Origin of the sequence: Alteromonas sp. W12, assembly GCF_001924945.1 — a bacterium.
Taxonomy (GTDB): Bacteria; Pseudomonadota; Gammaproteobacteria; order Enterobacterales; family Alteromonadaceae; genus Alteromonas; species Alteromonas macleodii.
Genome location: NZ_LQXH01000012.1, coordinates 67,957 through 89,740 on the forward strand (window position 1 = coordinate 67,957; position 21,784 = coordinate 89,740).

The following is a 21,784-nucleotide window of genomic DNA, read 5'->3' on the forward strand; positions in this document are numbered from 1 at the left end:
GTAGATCTAAGGAAGAGAGGCGTTTCCCCTCCCTTCCTTGAGTTTGTTTGCGAGTAGTTTAGGCCTTAGACCGCAAATATTAAAACAAATAGCTAATGCCAACGGACGCGAGGTCAGTAGCATTATCATCTATGTCGTAACGTTCATACTCAATCGTTGCAACCCAATCATCGTGGATACGCCAGTTAGCGCCAATGCCATAGAACAAATCCGTGCCTTCATCATCAACGTCTTGAAGTAGGGCTGTATCCTCAAACACATCTAACGAATCGTAATTACCTTGCCAAAAATATAAGCCCACATGCGCATGTAAAAACCAGTCCTCATGACGTAAAAACTGATAGGCTACACTTAATGTATAGCCATCTACTGATGTTGGGCGAATACGCGATGTCTCGCTGAAAAAGCGAGATGGCTCGTTGGTCGTGGTTGAAAATGCTGCCGATACATCACCTAAATCGGTATAACCGACTTGAATAAAGCTGTTTTCGGTAATATTGGTACCTACTACCGCTTTCCACGCACTGCGGGTGTCATCAATATCTATGTCGAAGACATCAAAGCCTAGCTCTGCGGCTTCTTGTTGTACATCGCTTTCCTTGAAATCTCCTGATGCGCTCCCCCAACTCCCGCTTATGAAAAACTGTTTAGCAGTGCACTTTTCATATTCTTTAGAAAGTTTTGAGGCATCCTCTTCAGATAAGCATTGAGTTTTGCTAGCTAAAAAAGGGGAAGCATCCCTTTCTTTATTAGGTTGCTGAGCCATGGTTGGAAATGAAAACATTGCTCCCATTGCAACAGCGCTAACAATCCCATACCTAAAAGTTCTATTCATCTTAGCTACGCTCACGCTTTTACTCCCTTTCTTTGCGCCGCTAATAAGCGGCGCAATGTCATAACAAATACCAGTAACATCAGCAGCATAGCGTTCATGCTACCACCGCCTCCGCCAGAGTTTTCAATTCTAACCGTCACGGGTTGAACAGTAATGGTTAGTCTACCCTCGCTCGTTCCGCCCTGTGTATCTTCAATAATATAGGTGACTACAGCATTGCCCGTAAACGCAGCAGGCGGCGTAAAGGTCAATGTATCGTCAGGGTTAACAGATACGCTACCAATTGATGCCTGGGCACTTACAACACGAATACTATCGCCATCTTCGTCGAAGTCGTTGGCAAGCACGTTAACGGTTACAGATTGGTCAACGTCTATCGTTACAGTATCGTCTACAGCCTGTGGAGGATTGTTACCAATAATGGTTACCGTAATTACACCCAGGTCTGAACCTCCGTTTCCATCACTGATACCATAATTAACAATCACTTCGCCAATAAAGCCAAGTGGAGGCGTGTATTCGATGGTATCCCCCGCTATCACAGCTGTGCCGAAGGTGGTTGTAGCAGAGGTAATACGCAAGTCATCGCCATCTGGGTCTGCATCGTTACTTAAGGCTTCAATAGTTACAGACTCATCAACAATGATAGTTACTGCATCGTCATTTGCCACGGGTTGTGTATTGCCATTAAACATGACACTCACACCACCTGGGTCGACAATCGTTCCGTTAACTAAACCGTCATCATCATCTACACCGCCATCAAGAATTTCTAACTGCACACACCAGTGCCCTTCAGTTAGGCCTTCTGTCCAGTAGTCACCGCCTGGAGGTGGGCAATAGCCTGGCTCACCTTCAACAGACCATAACCGGTTGTTCGCGTTTTCCGTAAACGTTACCCAACCGTTTTCAGGCGTGAACTTACGGTACACCGCATTTGCAGGTATTGGCTTAAGCTGTGGCATAACAATATTCAGCGTTTGACCCGCTTCAGGTAAACCATAGGCAATGAAATCGAAAATGCCGCCAATATTTGTCGCTTCTGGGTCAGGGACAATGTCATCGTCGCCGGCAATATCGCCATCAATGATTTTCGCGCCGCCGAGCTCACTACTTACAGAGAAGTTACCTAGGCGCAAGCAAACGCCTGGGTCACCTTCCACCATATAGCCGTCAACAAACGCCACTTCTTGTGGAAGCACATTACACTCAGGCGTTGGATCTAGGTAATCCAAAATACCGTCTCTGTCACTATCTGCAAGGCCATCCACAACATCCGGCACGCCGTCACCATCACTATCAAGTTCAGCAGGTGTAGGTAACGCATCAACTACCTGAATGTATAAGGTATCCGAGTCTGTAAAGGCCGTGTCATCTGCGTCTGTGACCGTTGCACGAATTCGGTAAACCCCCACGTCCAAGCCACTTGGATCAAACGTAAAGGTGTCATTAACACTATCGGTATCTGCAATGTCTGCATCCAGTGATGTCCACACAAATTCATACTCATTGGTTGGGTCTGGATGGTCAACAGTAGAGGTGACTAACACGTCAGAACCAGTAGGGATAACGAGAATTCTTGATTCGCCGTCCTGCTCGGTAAACAGGTCAACATCAGGGTTCACGTTATCTTCGCGAATTGTAATTTCGTGAATGTACTTATTACCTATGTTAAGCACATCAGAAAGCTCAATTGTGATCGTCTCTATACCTTCAATATCCGCATCAGGGAACACATTGAAGCTCACCGTTATATCGCTACCTGATTCCATCAAGATGACGCCATCAATCAGGTCATGGTCGCTGCTATCTGCCGTACCACTTACTGTATATGGAATTTCTAGCGGATATACTGGTGACGTACCGTTTAGATGAATGCCAAATTCTACTTCATGACCTTCCAGCACAACCTGATCCTTAGTGATAGAAACCAAAGGACGTACGCGTACAGCTTGGCTTGCCACAGAAGTTAAACCGTCTTCATCAGTCGCCTGCCAGTATGCGGTATTATTACCCGGCTCGTAGAAGATAAGGCCATCTACTAATGACACAGGTAACGGATTGCCAAATTTATCGACAGCCGACGCTACGCCAAGGTCGATTTTGGTAAATAGTGCATTAGCATCTACAAACACGTCTTCTGGTACTTCAATAACTGGGCGGTCGGCCAAATCATCAGGCATAACATCTACAATCACTGACGCTCGGGCAACCTCGCTTTGAGGGTCGGTGATGGTGTAGTCAATTACTATTTCACCGACAAAACCTTCAAGCGGCGTATAGGTAAGTGAATCGTCAGCCCAAGAAACGTCGCCTAATTCAACGCGGGCACCGATGATGCGTAATGTATCGCCATCAGCGTCAGAGTCATTGGCCAGTACATCAATTGCAACTGGGTTGTAGTTACCCAACGTTATCTCATCATCACGGGCAACCGGCGCATCGTTCACGGGGTTCACGTTGATGGTTACGGTACCTACGTTGGAGGTTTCCTCACCATCATTTGCGGTATAGGTAAAGCTTGTTGTGCCACTAAAGTCGGCTTCAGGTGCATACAATACGCTAGGCAAGCGACCAACAAGCTCACCGTCTGGTGATGTTACCAACTGGTACGTTAGCGCGTCGCCGTCTGCGTCACTACCCTGTAATCGAATTGGCAGTGTTGCGTCTTCTTCCATTGTGAACGTTAAGTCCATCACCGTTGGCGCATCGTTAGTGTCGATTACCGTTACCGTATAGGTCGCACACGCTTGCGCGCCCGAAGGGTCAGCCACACACACCGTAATGGTGGCAGTGCCGTGGAAACCATCTGCAGGCGTAAATGTCACAACACCATTGATGATTTCTACGGTGCCGTTAGTCGCTTCGGCGCTAGCAATAGTGAGCGTATCACCGTCGATATCGTTTGCATTGGATAACACGTTAATACTAAGCGGCGTGTCTTGATTTGTAGATACTTCTCCACCTTCAAGGGTCGGTGCATCATTCACGTTTTCAACCGTCACCATAATTTGTGCATTCGCTACACCGCCATTCCCATCTGAAATGGTGTAGGTGATGATCGCCGTTCCAACAAAGTTAGGCAGCGGCGTGTAGACAATGTTTCCATCACTACTAATGGTTACCGTGCCCGAGTTAGCCGTTGCATCTGTGATGATTAACGTATCGCCGTCAATGTCAGTATCGTTGGCAAGTGCATTAATAATGACACTGCTGTCTTCACTTACATTAGCTTGGTCGTTGTTTGCTACTGGCGCGTCGTTAATAGCAACAATGACTACGGTAACCGTCGCGGTATCAGTACCACCGAAGCCATCACTGATAGTGTAGGTAAATGTTGTTTCACCATTTACATTGGCAACAGGTGTATAGGTAACAGTAGTGCCGTTATTAACCGCTACTCTGCCGTTCTCAGTACTTGCCATGGTTACCGTTAGTACATCGCCGTCGACGTCGCTATCGTTTGTTAGTACGGTTACAGTAACACTGCCATCTTCGGTAACACTTGCTGTGTCATCAACGGCAACAGGAGCATCGTTCACCGCAGTGATAGTTAAGGTTACCTGCGCTGTATCAGTACCACCATGACCATCTGAAATGGTGTATTCAATAGTGACCACGCCGTTATAGTTGGCAGGCGCTTGATAACTTAATTCTCCGTTTGGCAACAAAATCACATTGCCTGTAGATGCTGTTACTTCGGTAATGGATAATGTATCGCCGTCTTCATCGGTATCGTTAGACAGCACATCCAAGGTTACCGCCTCGTCCTCTTGAGACGTAAAGCTGTCATCATTTGCAACAGGGATATTGTTCTCTGCAACGGTTAGCACCAAGGTACCGGTTACCGTGCCACCCATACCGTCTGACACAGTATAGGTAACCGTTACTGTGCCTACGAAACCTTCCGGTGGCGTGTATGACACTAATCCATCAACAATAGTCGCAGTTCCAAAATCAGCCGATACTGAGGTAAGCGTAAGTGCATCGCCATCTGCATCTGTGTCATTAGCCAGTACGTCAACCTCTACCGCTTCGTTAAGCTTAATAGCCAGCTGATCGCCTTGAACGTCAGGAAGTGTATTGCCATTAACAAATGTGCCTACTCCACCAACAAAACTAACCGCTCCATTGGTTGTAGCGTCAGCATCGTAACTTCCGCCATCAATGAGCGTCAGCTTCACACACCAGCTACCTGCAACCAGACCTTCTTGCCATTCGCTACTATTAACGACAGGGCAGAAACCTGGTGCGCCTGGTGCTGAGTAAATCACTGCGTCGCCGTCTGCAATAACGTCGAACCAACCTAGCTCAGCAGTCCAGCTACGCATAAATGCGTCTTCTGGTACGGCATTGCGCTGCGGAATAACCACATCAAACTGTGCTTGATTAGACTGACTATTAACAACGTCGAAGTTAAACAACCCACCAACATTGTTAGCTTCCGTATCTGTCGGAATGCGACTTGTTACTGCGCTATCATCAGCAAGTAGCAATACGCCAGCATTTGAAGTGCCACGGGTGTACTCACCCGCACTTACACATGTACCAGCGTTTGACTCAACAAGATATTGCGCGCTTTCACCTGCAATTTCTGGTGCTAGGGAACAGAGCGCAATGCTATCTAAGTAGTTAGGCACACCATCTAAGTCGGCATCACCTGCGCCTTCAATATTATCTGGCAGGCCGTCACCGTCGGTGTCTGCACCAGTAAGTTCAGGTAAAGTTTCTACCACCTCAATATAAATTGTGCGTGAACTTACAAGCGTGGGGTTTTCACTGTCTGCCACAAGTAGCGTAACCGCATAAACACCTGGCGCTACTAGAGCAGGGTCGAAAGTAAATACGCCATCATCACCTGAAACATTAGCAAGCTCTGATGATGAATTACTCCAGTCATAGATAAAGTCAGCGGCTGGATTGGTGTGACTGATAGCCGCTAGTACGTCGACTAGACCCTCATTTTGGCCAACAGTTAACGTTGTCGTATTACCTTGCTCAACTGACAGCGCTACAACTGGGGCCACTGGTGCTTCTGCAATTGTTGTGGTCTGCGACGCTTTTTCTCCGACATTTACATTCTCGTTCAGCGTTACGATTACCGTTTCGCCGTCATCGATAATCGTGTCGGGGATAATATTGAATTTAACGGTTGCCTGTGTACCGCCCTCAATAGTGACAGTGCCAGAGATAAGGTCGTGATCGCTAGTATCTGCAGTACCTGAAACCGTGTAGTTCACTGTTACTGGGTAACTAGGTGCATCGCCGCTTAACAGTACATCAAAACTTGCTGCACCACCTTCGGTTACAACCACATCATCACTTAATGACACCTGAGGGTTTACGCGGATAGTCTGACTAACCGTTGTCGTATTGCCTTCATCGTCAGTTGCCTGCCAGTAAACAGTATGTAGCCCTGGCGTAAAGCGGGTTTGACCGTTCAATAAGGTCACTGGTAATGATTGACCGCGAGATGTGGTAGCCGTTGCAACGCCCAAGTCTACAAGCGTAAGGTATCCGTTCGCGTCAACTTCAATATCAGCTGGCGCAATTACTCTCGGGTTTGCATCGTTGCGGGTTACGGTGCGCACTACGTTCACCACAACATAGGATGTTGATGTTGCACCTGAAGGATCGACAATGGTGTACTCTACCTGTACCTCTCCTGAAGTGCCTTCACCTGGCGTAAACACCAATGCATTATCGATAATTTCTACGCTACCAAAATCAGAGTTTGCACCAACGATACTTAGCAGGTCGCCTTCGATATCGCTATCGTTTGCTAGTACATCAATAGTTACACTGTTCTGATCTGTCGCTTCAGCTAAATCAGCAACGGCGACAGGCGCGTCGTTCACGGCCACCACATTCACTGTGATATTGGCAGTGTTCGAATCTTCTTGACCGTCGTTCGCTTTATAGCTGAACAGTACCGTTCCGTTGTAATCTTCTGGAGTAACGTACAGCAAAGAAGGAGCAGAACCTAACACTTCACCTGTTGGCAACGTCACCAACTCAAACGTTAGAACGTCTTCGTCTGCGTCGGTACCCGTTAGCGTGATGGGTAGGCTATCCCCTTCGTAAATGGTGAACTCGAGATCTTCAACGACTGGACCAATGTTTGTATACACCACAGTAACGGTAATACGGGCACAAGCTTCTTCGCCCTCAGCATCTTGAATACAAATATCGATGCTTACTTCACCGGAATAATCTTCAGACGGCGTATAAACCAGTTTGCCGTCAACAACTTCAACCGTGCCGTCTGAAGATGTGGCGCTAACGATAGTATGCGTATCATCTGTATCTACATCTTCAACATTGGCGATAACATCGATAGTTAATGCTTCATTTTGGTTCGTTGCAGCAGTGAAATCAGCAAGTGTAGGTGCATCGTTAACTGCGGTAACCGTTACAACAAGCGTACCTGTTGCTGTTGCTCCATTGCCATCAGAAACCGTGTAGGTAATGGTTGCTGTACCATTGAAGTTCTCATCTGGTGTGTAGCTTACTTGCCCACCTTGAATAGCGACTGAACCTTCGTCAACGGTAACGTCTGAAATAGTCAGTACGTCTTCGTCAATGTCAGAGTCATTCGCGAGCACGTCGACAATAACAGAGCCATCTTCCTCGACTGTGGCCGTATCGTCCACCGTTACCGGTGTATCATTAACCGGGTTAACGGTAACAGTGATCGTTGCTGTATCAGTGGCACCATTGCCATCGCTTACCGTATATGACACTGTCGCTTCGCCATTAAAATCAGCATTTGGCGAGAAAGTAACCTGGCTATCTGCCGTGGTCACTGCGCTACCTTGCGCTGACGAGGCGGCCGAGACTGAAAGCACATCTTCATCTATGTCAGAGTCATTGGCGAGAACAGCTACTGTTACTGAAGCGTCCTCATCAACAACAGCGGTGTCATCCAAAGCGATAGGAGCATCGTTCACCCCTTCTACCGTAAAGCTAATGCTGGCAGTGGCGGTACCGCCATTTCCGTCTGAAATAGTGTAGGTGGCCGTTGCCGCCCCATCAAAATCAGCAGATGGTGTATACGTCACACTGTTATTTGCATTAACTGTAATAGTCCCCTCAGATGCGCTAGCAGATGTTACGCTTAATTCATCGTTGTCAACATCTGTATCATTGTCTAATACAGCAAGCGTAGTGCTTGAATCTTCGGTAACTCTTCCGGCGTCATCATTGGCTACTGGTGCGTCGTTAACAGGCGCCACCGTTACTGTGACAGTCGATGAGGCGCTACCACCAGCACCATCCGATACACTGTAAGTTATCGTGGCTGTACCGTTGAAGTCGGCACTTGGCGTAAAGCTAAGCGTATTATCGCCGGTAATAATTGCAGTGCCTTGACTGCTGCTTGCAGCCGACAGTTGCAACGTGTCGCCGTCAATATCACTGTCGTTCGAAAGCGCATTAATAATTACCGTTTCGTCTTCCTGTACACTCGCCGTATCTGCCACAGCCACCGGATTGTCATTTACTGGGTTTACCGTAATTGACACTGTTGCTGAATCAGAGCCGCTGTTTCCATCAGAAACGGTATACGTCACTGTTGCAGCACCGTTATAGTCGGCATCCGGCGTATACAAAAGATTACCATCGCTATTAATGGTTGCCGTACCAGTACTAGCATTAACCGCAGTTAACTCAAGGGTATCGTTGTCTACATCTGTATCGTTAGCAATAACGTTAACCACAACGCTGCTGTCTTCATCAACGCTAGCTGTATCATTATTCGCAACGGGGGCATCGTTAACGTTTACAACCGTCACTGCCACCGTTGAATTAGCGCTGCCGCCAGCACCATCTTCAATGGTGTAAGTAATAGTGGCGCTGCCGTTGTAATCAGCGTCTGGCGTGTAGTTCACCTGGTTACCTACAACCTGCACACTACCGGTTGTCACAGAGGCGCTCGCCACACTTAAGGTGTCGCCGTCAACATCGGTATCGTTAGCAAGTACATTAATGCTAACCGACTCATCTTCATTAACACTTGCGGTATCTGGATTAGCGATTGGGTTGTCGTTAACCGCTGCAATAGCTACAGACACCGACGCATTGTCACTGCCGCCGTTACCGTCTGTTACCGTATAGGCTACTGTGGCACTGCCGTTGTAATCTGCCGCAGGCGTAAACACCACATTGCCATCGCCATTAACTACTGCACTACCATTGGTTGCCGATACACTTGATACGCTTAATGCATCGTTATCAATGTCGGTGTCGTTAGCCAATACATTAATAACTACCGCTGTGTCTTCGTTCGTGCTGGCCGTGTCGTCGCTTGCCACTGGTGCATCGTTGACGTTAGTAACATTAATCGTCACCGTACCTGATGCCGTACCACCTGCACCATCACTGATGGTATAAGTTACGGTTGTTGCGCCATTAAAGTCGGCCGTAGGTGTAAAGGTAATATTGTTTCCGCTAAAGGTTACTGAACCATTTGGCGATGCTGCATTGGTGATCGACAACGCATCGCCATCTACGTCAGTATCGTTAGTCAAAACATCAATAATTACGCTGCTGTCTTCGTTCACTGTCCCTGAATCAGGGTTGGCCACTGGCGCGTCATTTACCGCATTAACCGTTACCGATACAGAAGCTGAATCGGTTCCACCATTTCCATCAGAAACCGTGTAATTAAGTGTAACAGGGCCATTGAAATCGGCCGGCGGCGTATAAAGAACATCGCCATTTGAATTTACAGACGCCGCACCAGCGCTTGCCGACACCGCAGTAACACTTAGGGCATCGCCATCTACGTCACTGTCGTTAGCTAACACATCAATAATTACGTCATTATCTTCGTTAGTATTCGCACTGTCGTTTGTGGCAACCGGTGCATCGTTATCTGCTTGCACGTCTACCGTTAGATTCGCGCTATCACTGTTCCCATTTCCATCAGAAATGGTATAGGTTACAAGTGCAGGGCCGTTAAAGTCTTGTGCAGGCGTGAAGGTGATGTTGCTTCCCGCAAACGAAACCGCACCGTTGCTAGAATTAGCCGCTGTGATAGACAGTGTATCGCCATCCACATCGGAATCATTTGCCAAGACATTTACTACCACTTGTGTGTCTTCAGTGGTATTGGCTGAGTCGGCCTGTGCTACAGGCGCATCTTGAACATTGTTTACCGTAAATGTTGCTGTGGCGGTGTCGCTACCGCCTGCGCTATCGGTAAGGGTGTATTGCACGGTTTCGGTGCCGAAGAAATCAGCTGCCGGCGTATAAATCAAGTTCGCGCCATCTGTAGTTACCGTACCGCCGTTACTTGGCGTAGCTACAGAGGTAATGATGATACTTTGACCGCTGTCTGCGTCGCTATCATTGCTACGGGCCGCTAACGTATTGCTGGTTGTATCTTCATCTACAGTGAAACTATCGTCATTCGCTGATGGTATACGGTTAAGTAAGGTTACCGTCACGTCGTTAGCATTTAATGACTGAGGCTGAGCTGCGCCATCAACGTAGCTCAGCGCAGAAGAAATAGTTAAATCTTGGGTAGCCGCACTGGGCACTAGGGCGCTGGTGTCTAGCTCAACGCTAAACACATAGGTTTCAGTGTCACCATCATTATCGCTATTTACAATACTGCCTAAATCAAGCGTTAGCGTATTGTTAGACACACTAATATTGCCGTTCACGTTAACCGCTGTGCCGCTAGCAGCACTGTTAATACTTGCTGGATTGACACCTGAAGAAAGGCCAGTATTAAAGGTACGAGCAAGTTCCCCCGCCCCTGCGAGCAATGAAACATTAGCAGGTAAGGTAACGCTTAAGCTTAAATCGTCTGTTGTCCCCTTTGGCACAGCAACAGTTTGTGTAAGGGTTAGTGTTTCGCCCTGCACAAAATTGTTGCCAGATGTACCACCATCACTGGTATCGGTAAGGGTAAAGGTTGGCGCAGATACGGTTTGCGCTTGTGAAGTAACCGGAATAAGCAGAGCATTCTCGCCATCAGAAGCGTTACTGTCGTTGTCGCTTAACTGGTTGGCACCGAGGTTGTCACCGCTAAACAGCGCTTGAACTGAAAATACGGTGTTGTCAGCTGCATTTGCATCTAGCGTTAGCACCACAGAAGCGGTTACCGTTTCACTTGGGGCAATTCCGCCCACGTTTACGTCAAATGGCGTTTCGCTTACTACAACACCTTGGCTGGTAACAGCTGTATTAGCTACTACGCTTAAGCCTGCATTAACCGGCTGAGTAAACGAAACGTTTTCTGCAATCGCTGAACCTTGATTGGTTGCCACGGTGTAAATGCGTACGCTGTCACCTGGATCAACAACCCCATCACCGTCTACATCGTTAACAAGTTCATAGTATTGAATAATCTCTAGTTCTGGCGTGCCCGCGCCCGTCGATGCACTGAACGTGAGCGGCTGGAAACCATCGCTATCTGCACGGTTATTATCTGCATAGACAGTATCAGTTTCGTCACTCGTTGCTTCACCTTGTAGCGAGAAGCTTTCGTTTGCGGCATTGCCGTTGAAATCAACCAGCGGTGAATCGATGGTAACATCAAAAGAAACCGTTTCACTGGCGCCAGCTGCTAGCGTGATAAAATCTGCGCTTAGTGAACTACCTATTACACTAACCGTATGTCCACCGCTTACCTGCGCCGAATTAGCGACGTAAGTAAGACCTGCGGGTACAGCGTCACTTAGGGCAATGTTTGATAGCGCTTGGCTACCCGTATTTTCAAGTAAATACGTAATGGTTAACGTATCATTAGGGCTAATGACGTCATTGGTATCAGCATCGGTTGATAGACGTACCAGTTGAGTAATATCTAAATCTGCAGTGTTTGCTGGTGTGCCCACTCTGAAGGTGTTTGCCTGGTCGCCGTTTACATCGTTACCATCGGCGTCAGTTGGCTCTGCTACTGTGTCAGATGAATCCACGCTACCTTGTAGCGAGATTAACGTGTTGTTAGCCACATTGGCATCAACAAGCAACTCGAATGTAATGGTTTCAGATTCACCAAATGCCATATCGCCAACATTTACCGTGATGCCTGCACTGTCATCAAGGGTGCCTTTCGTCGTTGTCGCGGACCCTGCTACATAGTTTGTATTTGCAGGAATCCCATGAATAAATACAACGTCAGTGGCTGTGGCACTATCGCTTTCATTAGTTAGCGTTGCAGTGACTAATACGGTGTCACCAGCATCAATGAACCCATTACCATTGACATCATCAGATAGCACAACTGATTGCGTTGCGCCGATGAATGCGGCGATATCACCTGTTACGTTAATTGAATCGGCAAAGCTGTAGTCTCGCTCGTCAGCAGTGTCGCCGCTCATTGAGCTATAAGCACCATTGGTCAAACCAATTGAAAGAGCATTACCCACGTCAGCATCACTATCTACAGTGAACTGCATTGTCACTTGTTTGCTGCCTTCCACCAGCGTGATACTGCCCATATCTACGACAAGTAGCGTAGATGACGTATCATCGATCGTACCTTGCCCCATGAAGCTATTTGCTACATAAGTAAGACCGCTAGGAACTGATACGTTAAATGTGGTCTCAAACGCGTCGGCAAAACTAGAGTTGTGGCCTACGTCAATAGTTAGGGTAAAGGTATCCTCCAACGATACCGAGGTTTTATCGAGCGTCATTGTTGAGTCTAAATTTGGCTCAACGATATCGATCTCGAGAGTAGATGGACCTGCGCTTTCGCCGCCACCTGATGCATTCACACTATTAGTAAGTGTTGTACCCTGCGCGTTGCCTACTTCGTTTTCTACAACACCGGTAAACGTAACCGTTATGTAATCATTTGCGCTATTGCCATCTGCGGTGTTGCTCACAGTTCCAAAGTCAACCGTGACATCATTGCCAGACACCGAAGCGGTTGCAGCGCCGTCATAGCTAATTTGCGCTGGGCTGTTAATACTAATACTGTCAAAGCGAATGTCCGCTGGCAGCGTATTTACAATAGAAACACCGCTAATTGTGCCTTCCACTAAATCGATACGCGCATCAATAGAAACCGACTCACCCACTGCGAAATCATTATCGCTATGTGTAGCATTAAGTGCAGATTGAATAGCCAGTGTGTTATCTACCGTTACATTACTACTAGCTGTTTCACGGTAGTTATTTAACGTAGCGTTATTGTCGTCATCTCCACCATCGGCGCTGCTACGTCCGCTGCCGTCTAGCTGACTGTTATAGGTTGCTTCAACTGAATTAGTTAGCGTTTCACCAGCGCTTGCTTCGTTGGCCATTATAACGCTGTATTCGACGGTAACGCTTGCAAGTGCTGGTAGGTCGAATGCTGCAACCGACAGCGTATCGCCAGTGTTGGTCGTAGTAGTCTCACTAACATCACTTGCGGTCAGTGCTGTGTTCGTGCCTGTTAATACAGCTTCATCACTTGGGTTGGTCAGGGTTATTGCTGAGAAGGTAACACCAGAGCCGCTGCCGTCAGGCCCTCCAAGTAATTCTGCAGGCATCACATCTTCAAAGGTAACGGCGTACGCGGTTGCAGTATTCCCCGTGTTGGTTACCACTGTGCGATACGTTACCGTATCACCGCTATCACTTGATGTCGCACCTGCAATGATGGTTTGCGTAATAGATAAATTCGGTTCGATAACATCCACGTCAACATTCGCAGAAGGTGCTGGCGTGCTCACGTCTTGGTAGCTAAGTGAACCGGTACTAGTTAGCGTTGTTCCAGCTTGGTTACTTAAAATATTGGCGACTTCAACAGGCACAGCAATGGTAACTTGTTGAGACGTTGAAGCGCTGTTGGTGATGGTACCAAAATCTAATATTACTGGGTCGGTTCCTTCACCAGGGGTGGTATTAGGTGTATTTGTGCTGGTGAAATCTGACACTGGTGTTGTAATGGTAATGGCGTCGCCGGTATACGTTAAGCCTGAAGGAAGATCTAACGTATAAACAAAGTTGTCTGTTGTACCCGTTGGTATAGAGAAACTTGCCGTTAAATCAACCACAGTTCCAATAGCAGCATCGGCTGCAGTAGTCGTTAACGTAAGCGTGGGCGCATTGGCGGTCACTGATGCCATAGCAGAATCAGCGATATCGTTAACGTTTTGGCCTGAGTCGTTATTCGCGCCGCTACCAGTACGTTCACCGGTATCTGAACCGGCTGCGCCTGGCGTCGCATTTCCAGTACCTGATGCGCCTGGCAAAGACGTTGCCGAAGTTGAAACGGTATTGGTTACGGTTTCTTCAAATGCGATATCAAAATTGACGTTAGCAGTGTACACAACGGTGACGCTTTCACCCGCTGCTAGGTAATCAATGTCGCTAACTGCGCAGCTATCAGACTCAACCGTTAGCGCGTTACCACTGATGTTTGCACAGGCTGATACATCAATGCCTGCCCCTCGTGAATGTATTGCGCTAACCAGTGCCACACTGTTAAAACGCGCTGGCACGTTGTCGTTGATGTACCAGTCATGCGCACGCGATACGGCAGTTCCCGACGTATTTGTTAACGTAACGGTGAATGTTACTTCGCTGCCACCATCTACAGTTGATGGCGAAGCTGTTTTTGTAGCCGTTAGGTTTGGTTCTGCAATACGAATATTCTGAGTCGTGTTGTTACTTTGATTTGTGCTGCTTTGGTTAAGGTAGTTTACTTCCCCCGTTACCGTCTTGTTGTTAGTGCGGTTGTTGTCACTCGTGTTTTGGGTAAGTACATCAAGGGTTACCGTAATACTTTCATCACCCGCATCGTTGTCATTATTTGTAACATCACCTAAATCGAAAACAACCGACTGCCCATTAATGACAGGGGTAATGGAGGTATTTGAAGCAGTGATCGACACGCCGTTTGCAGTTGTAAAGCCCGTATCAAATGTTCCGCGAATTAAGGCAGTGCCCGCTTGATAGGCCATTCCAGCAGGCAGAATAACTTCGATAATGTCCTGATTAGCAGTTTCTAGCGTCTGTCCCTCTGGTACGACAGTTGTAAACGCGTAGGTAAGCACTTCCCCTATAGCCGATTCACGAGTACCTGAATCACTCGTAAAAGTTTCTGAAGAAGCTATCAACGTAATATTGTCAGCTGAAATTGCTCTTGTGGCCGTGGTACCTGTGCTACTGGACTGAGAGTCACGCTCAACGGCTTGATCGCCTGTTTGGCTATCACCTGTAGCTTGCGCGGTAATATCAAAAGAGGAACCAGTCTGTGCACCTGCTTTTACTTCAGCAGTATAAGTGAACTGCACGCTATCACCAGCGGCAAGCTCCGTACCTGAATAGGTTACTCTGTCTGGTGAAGTTTGAAGTGCATACGTAAAACCAGTTGGGGTTGTTCCTGCGTTTACATTTGTGAAAATATCAGTATTAACATTGCTGACCACTTCAACATCATAAGCGGTAGCTGTACCTGTATTTTCAACATCTATAGTTACGGTTACCGTATCGCCTGCTTCTACGCCAGAGCTTGGCGCCACGCTTGTTGTTGCGCTTAATACATGCTCTGAAAACTGATTAGTTGACGTAGCTGACGCATTGTTGGTGGTATTGTTGGTTCCCGCATTTACCTGTAACTGCTTGCTTTGCGTTGACGTTGTAGCGGCATTTTGTGTTACGTCTTGCACCAAGGCTTCAAGCGTAATTGAAAATGTATTATCGCTTGGATCGTTATCATTATTAGTGGTTGTACTGCCGTTAAACACAGCTCTAACCGTTTGCCCGCTTTCGACAGTTCCCGACGATGTCACGGTTGGGCTGGCACTTACGGTTCCGTCAAAACCTGTTGAATTTACCGTTAACGTATTGCTGTATTCAAAGCCAGCAGGGAGCGTCATATCTACTGTTAAGTCATTCGTTGTGCCCTCTGGCAAAGTCACGTCTACCCGATACTGTACGGTATCACCTACCACAACATTCCCCGTGGGGCTTACTATTGTTGAAGCAATAGCAATATCTGAAACGGTGACAAATGCGTCATCTGACTGCGGATCAAAGGTCGCAGCCTGCCCCTGTGCAGAAGCCCAATCAATCGTCGCTTCAGACGTGATGACATCGTTAGGCTCTGCAGTTTGTGCAATATCTTGAGTGAAAGTAAGCACGTAAACTTCACCTGCGGCGAGGTTCTGTATGCTGTAAGTACCATCTGCTAGTGAGCCGCTGCCCAAGGCTACACCATTCCCATCGACTGTTGCAGATACAAGGCTCTGCGAAGCCACGCCAGAAACGATAGGAACACTGGCGGTGGTGTCAAATGATGTAGCACCACCTTCGTTAGTTACTGTTAAGGTGTACTGAATCGTATCTCCGGCATCTACATTTCCTGCAGAAGTAGCAAGTGAAACGGTCAATTCTGGAGCACGAACAAGAATTTTAGCTGACTTAAGATCGGCAGTGATTGCATCAGGCGTATTGGTCGAAGTACCTTGGAATAAGTTCGCCAATTCCAACCCATCAGCATAGGGCTTATCGGTTACCTCAACGGTAAAATCAACTTCTAGTACTTCAGCTTGGGTTGTTGAGATACTGCCCCAGTCTAACGTTACGCTGTTTTCAGCAGATGATACCGTGATTGTAGGTGTGAGGGTTGTTACCGTATTTTCAGCGGTATAAGAAAAGCTGGTGTTGCTCGCAATATTTGAATTTGTATCGACAGTCGTTTCTGGGATTAAGAAAACGGGCAAAGGAAGAAAATCTACAAATACAATGTCGTTAGTATCGCCAGAAGGAATATCCATGCGCAAACGATAGGTAACGCTTTCACCCGGTGCGTACTGTAATAGTTGTGTGGTTGTATCGCCGTTACCGTCAACAAGAAATTTAGAGGTACGAATACCTTCAATAGAGACCGAAGCACTTGAGCCTTCCAAGCAGCTCGACGCACCACTTGCTACGTTATATTGTGCACTTTGAGAAAACGATAGTGAATCGTTAGCAACGACAGGGGCATTACTATCAACCCCTGTGTAACCACCAACGTAATTTTGCTGAATATCTACGGTGTAAGAAACCGTCAAAACGCTTCCCCCCGGAAGCGTGCCTGTTGCGTTAGTAACGTTGTAAGTGATGGCCTCATTTTGACTGGCATCAGTACTTGAAGCAGGCCTCGTTATGTTAAACGTACTTCCACCATAGTTAACCGTGATATCAGATGAAAAATCGACGCCATCGGCTATGGTGTCGTTAAGAATTAAAGAGTCTACCGATACGTAATCAGAAATTTGGATTGAGTTAGTAACGGTAAGTGTGTTGCCGGGACTTGACTCTCCTGTATTTACACCTTGCTGTATTGCAACATGCTTTGCCGTAACCGTGTCACTGCTAGAAACCTGGGTAAGCCCATTGCCGTTAAAACTCGCATTAAAATCAAGCGGATGCACAATACTTGACGCACTGCACTGCTGCGCATTCAGGACATTAATAAAATGCATGGGGTAGCTCACGCGCACATCATTTGCACTGCTTGTTCCCGTAGCAGAAGCACACGAAACATCTAAAATGCCACCAGTACTGGATGTAGAAGGTTCACTATCTATAGCGCACCCAGTTCCACCAGTTATCGTAGCTTGAGCGCTATACTGAACACCATTGTCTAAAACATCTGTGAACTGTAAGCTGTCTATCGTAGGGCCATTTGCAACATCTACCGTATGTGTAACGGTTGCTGAAAAACTAGGGCCCGCAGCAAGCTCGTTTTCCGCAGCAGAGCTTTGCGTAGTTACTTGGTAGAGGGCTGCCTCAACCGACGCACTTTGCGTTGTTCCTACTATTGGGCCGTTATCACCTGTTGCTGTGTCACCAAATTCATAAACAGGCGTTACCTCGATAGCAAACGCTTCCGCTGGCGTTGCATTGCTGTCTATAGTGAAACAAACATTTGTAGTTAGATCAGGGCCATTGGTTACAACCGAGCCCACTGGGATATCTACCGTTGAAAAACTGAACCCTTCGGTGCCCGCAACGGTTTGCGCAATGATAGGATCTTCGAGCTCATTGTTGTTCGCAACGGTGTCAAACGTGCCTACATTAACCGTAGCGCTGTTACTTCCTATAAACGTCGCACCGTTAAATGTTAAGTCAGCATCATGAATAACGCGAAGATAAGGGCCATACCCTGTTGTACCTGAGTTAATTAACGGTATGTCGTAACAAAATGACTCCCCTATAAACGCACTTTGCGGCGGTGAGTTTGTGATAATCGGTGTTGCAGCAAAGACAACTTGAGCTGTGCTTAGAAATAGCGATGCGGTAATGAGGGCTTTGGACAATGTGCGGATCATGTCTTTCCTTTCATTCAATTTATTGAGGCCGAGCAAAACCTCTACTCACTGTTACTTTTCCAATTACCCCTGCCAGAAACGTTAAAATAATGTAAACACTTTCCAAGCAAAGACTTTGAAACCTAGTTCATGAAATTCAAATTCGCCAACTAACAAAACGATTTTTTGAATAATAAAAACCTAATATCTTTTTATAAGTTAGTAGGTTACGAACGTATTTCGAAGGACAGTACAGGCTCTGTTACAAGAAAAATAGTAGACATAAGGTTAAGGAAAGGTAATGAGGGTAAACCCCTATTTCATTTTCAAAACGCTTTAAATTTGCAGGCTAGCGACACGTTTTGTTCGAAAAACAAGCTCGCAGTCTGGGTGTAGAGAAACATTAAATTTTCAAAAATTCGTACGTGATATCACGAATAAAACTTGTGTTTCTTGATCCTACGCAATAAACTTTCAGTAATTTCTGAAACTTCTGGAAGGTAAAAATGAAAATGACGCCTTTAATTACATCTGCGGTTATGCACTTTGGCGAAATGGGAAGTCGTTGGGGTTTCAACAGAACAGTAGGGCAAATTCTTGCGCTTATTGTTTTAAACGAAGAGCCCATTTCGGCGCAGGAAATTGCAGATGCGCTCAACATATCCAGAGGCAATACCAGCATGGGTTTAAAAGAGCTTCAGTCATGGCGCTTAGTTAAACAGCATCTTGTTCCTGGTGAGAGAAAAGAGTTCTTTATTCCGGCTGGCGATATTTGGACATTGGCCAATAGAGTATTTGAAGAACGAAGAAAGCGCGAGATAGACCCAACCATGAGTCTACTGCGTGATTTGTTGCTTGACGCACCTGCCAATGAAAAAGAGGCAAATGCACAACATAAACTGAACGAAATTCACGATTTACTCGAATCAATTACGGCATGGTCTGAAGAGCTTCAAAATCTTGGGCCTGAAAAGTTAAACACGTTGATGAAGTTGGGTTCTGGCGTGGGCCGTATGCTTGAGCTTAAGGACAAGCTACTTCCGGGGAAAAACAGCGTTAACTAAGGGGGCCTTCTGTGGATGCATTCTTGCTGTCTCGTTTACAATTTGCGTTAAATATTAGTTTTCATATTTTGTTTCCAACCATCACCATGGCGATGGGCTGGTTTCTATTTTACTTCAAGCTGCGCTCAAATATTTCAGGTCACCCTGTGTGGATGCGTATGTATCGCTTTTGGGTACGTGTCTTTGCCCTAAGCTTCGCCTTGGGTGTAGTAAGCGGCGTCACCATGTCATTTCAGTTTGGTACTAACTGGCCTGGATTTATGGAGAAAGTAGGTAATGTGGCGGGGCCACTACTCGGTTATGAGGTACTTACCGCCTTTTTCTTAGAAGCTACGTTTTTAGGCATCATGCTGTTTGGCATACGCCGTGTTCCGAACTGGCTGCATACGGCTTCAACCCTTATTGTTGCACTTGGCACCACTACTTCTGCATTCTGGATACTAGCTTTAAATAGCTGGATGCAAACCCCACAGGGTTTTGAAGTGGTCGACGGCGTTGTGTATGCCACAAACTGGAAAGAAATTATCTTTAACCCGTCTTTCCCTTACCGCTTTGTACATATGATGTTAGCGTCTGGACTGACGGCCAGCTTCCTGATTGCTGGGCTTTCAGCCTACCGCATGCTTAAAGGCGACGACAAGCTTGCGCCTAAGCTCGCGCTTAAAACCGCCACCTATACGGCGGCAGTGTTAATCCCGCTACAAATTTTTGCTGGCGACATGCATGGTTTAAATACGCTTGAACATCAGCCTCAGAAAGTTGCGGCGATGGAAGGACTTTGGGAAACCACTGAAGGTGCACCTTTGTTACTTTTTGCAATTCCTGACGAAGAAAGCAAAGAGAATCATTTTGAAATTCCCATTCCCTATGGCGCAAGTTTAATTCTTACTCACGAACTTAAGGGCGAGATTAAAGGGTTAAATGAGTTTGAAGGAGAGCATCCGCCCGTTACCCCTGTTTTCTTCGGTTTTAGGGTTATGGTGGGTATGGGCATGTTGATGCTCGCTGTGTCATGGCTTGGCAGTCTTTATCTTATGCGTAACAAAGACTTCCCAATTTGGCTTAAACGCACGTTTGCAGGCATGGCGTTTAGCGGCTGGATTGCTACCTTAGCAGGCTGGTACGTAACGGAAATAGGCCGTCAGCCCTATTTGGTAAGCGGTGTATTAAGAACCGCTGATGCCGTTACCCAGTTACCACCGGCGAATATTGCTCTGTCATTCACGCTCTACCTTGTTATCTATACGGTACTTCTAATTGCATACATGGGAACACTTATGTTGATGTGCAGAAGAGCCGTTGAAATTGAAGAGATAACGACGGAAGAGCGCGAAGTTGCCAAGGCAAAAATGCAACCTACTGACCCAGACCCAAGCACGGTTTAAGGAGAGCAAACATGTTTGAAAATGTATCAGCAGAAATGCTCGGAAATATTTATGTGGGTTTACTTGGTCTATCTGTATTGCTGTACGCCATTTTAGATGGCTACGACTTGGGTGTGGGTGTACTTATCCCGCCAAGAACAGAAACGTTTCGCGATGACATGATAGCCTCTATAGGGCCTTACTGGGATGCCAATGAGACGTGGCTTGTGCTCGCCATAGGACTACTGCTTATTGCTTTCCCTGAAGCCCATAGTGAGTTTTTACAAACCTTGTACTTGCCTGCAACCTTCATGTTATTAGGGCTTATTTTGCGCGGCGTAGCGTTCGATTTTCGCGCCAAGGTTGTGCAGGTGAAAAAGCGTAAGTGGGACATGGTATTCAAATACGGTTCGCTTTTAACCACATTAGCTCAAGGGTATATGTTGGGTATATACGTGACGGGTCTTCGCACAGATATTTGGGCGCAAGGCTTTGCACTTCTCGCTGCATTTGGTGTTACGGCTGCCTATGCGTTTATTGGCTCGTGCTGGTTAATACTTAAAGGCGAAGGTGAGCTTCAACAAAAGGCGTATTACTGGGCCAGAAGAGGTTTAGGGGTACTGGCGGTAGGGATTGTCGCGGTAAGTATCGCGAATCTAACCTTACACGATGACGTACGAGACTTATGGTTGTCTGCTCCTTGGGGCTATGTGCTTTTCGCTATTCCAGTAGCGTGTTTTGCGCTTCTAGCACTATGTGGTGTGTTGCTTAAAAAACTGCCTGATGCACAAGGGAAAGGCGAATGGCTTCCGTTCTTTATTGCCCTTCTAGTATTTTTACTTTGTTTCACCGCATTTGGCATAAGCTACTATCCGTTTATCATCCCTGGACAGATGACGGTGATGGATGCGCTTAGTGATGCAAGCTCTCTGCGCTTCTTGCTTGTTGGCGTAGTTATTGTAGTACCTATTATTTTGGCTTATACAGCCATGGTATATAAGATATTCTCCGGTAAATCAGAGAAGCTTTCTTACTACTAGCCTTTGTTAATGGGATCGCAGCAGATCCCAATTACTTGAAACAATAGTGAACATCATTGAAATTCAATGGTGTTCACTTTCTATTCAGCGCTATACTAAACGCTGTACATTGCGAGTTTCTTGCGGTTCCCGACGCCTTTCCTGTGCTTGGGGCATTTGCGGCGACCAGTATCCCCAATCCACGAACTCGATCTGAAAACCTGCGAACAAAATATGATCCTTTCCCTCGAACAAT

Annotated in this window: 5 protein-coding genes; 3 read left to right on the forward strand and 2 right to left on the reverse strand. The window is 46.7% G+C overall.

Annotated features, from left to right (window positions below; translation table 11 throughout):
• Positions 1 to 79: 79 nt before the first annotated feature.
• Positions 80 to 850, reverse strand: coding sequence for an outer membrane beta-barrel protein (locus AWH61_RS17990; RefSeq protein WP_083605988.1), 771 nt, complete (start codon positions 848 to 850; stop codon positions 80 to 82).
• Positions 847 to 18,102: a tandem-95 repeat protein gene (locus tag AWH61_RS20035; protein WP_139309001.1), complete on the reverse strand. Its 17,256-nt coding sequence runs from the start codon at positions 18,100 to 18,102 to the stop codon at positions 847 to 849. Before AWH61_RS20035 ends, AWH61_RS17990 begins: the two co-directional genes overlap by 4 nt.
• A 485-nt stretch (positions 18,103 to 18,587) precedes the next feature.
• Here AWH61_RS20035 and AWH61_RS18045 point away from each other — a divergent pair, with 485 nt between their 5' ends.
• From AWH61_RS18045 to AWH61_RS18055, 3 genes are read left to right on the forward strand one after another with little or no spacing between them, the layout of a single operon-like run.
• Positions 18,588 to 19,145 (forward strand): GbsR/MarR family transcriptional regulator, encoded by a 558-nt coding sequence (locus AWH61_RS18045; protein WP_014999724.1) that lies wholly within the window; start codon positions 18,588 to 18,590, stop codon positions 19,143 to 19,145.
• 11 nt (positions 19,146 to 19,156) lie between these two features.
• Positions 19,157 to 20,530, forward strand: coding sequence for a cytochrome ubiquinol oxidase subunit I (locus AWH61_RS18050; RefSeq protein WP_075177827.1), 1,374 nt, complete (start codon positions 19,157 to 19,159; stop codon positions 20,528 to 20,530).
• An 11-nt stretch (positions 20,531 to 20,541) separates the two neighbouring features.
• Positions 20,542 to 21,549, forward strand: a complete 1,008-nt coding sequence (locus tag AWH61_RS18055; RefSeq protein ID WP_014977546.1) for a cytochrome d ubiquinol oxidase subunit II — start codon at positions 20,542 to 20,544, stop codon at positions 21,547 to 21,549.
• The last annotated feature ends 235 nt before the right edge of the window (positions 21,550 to 21,784 follow it).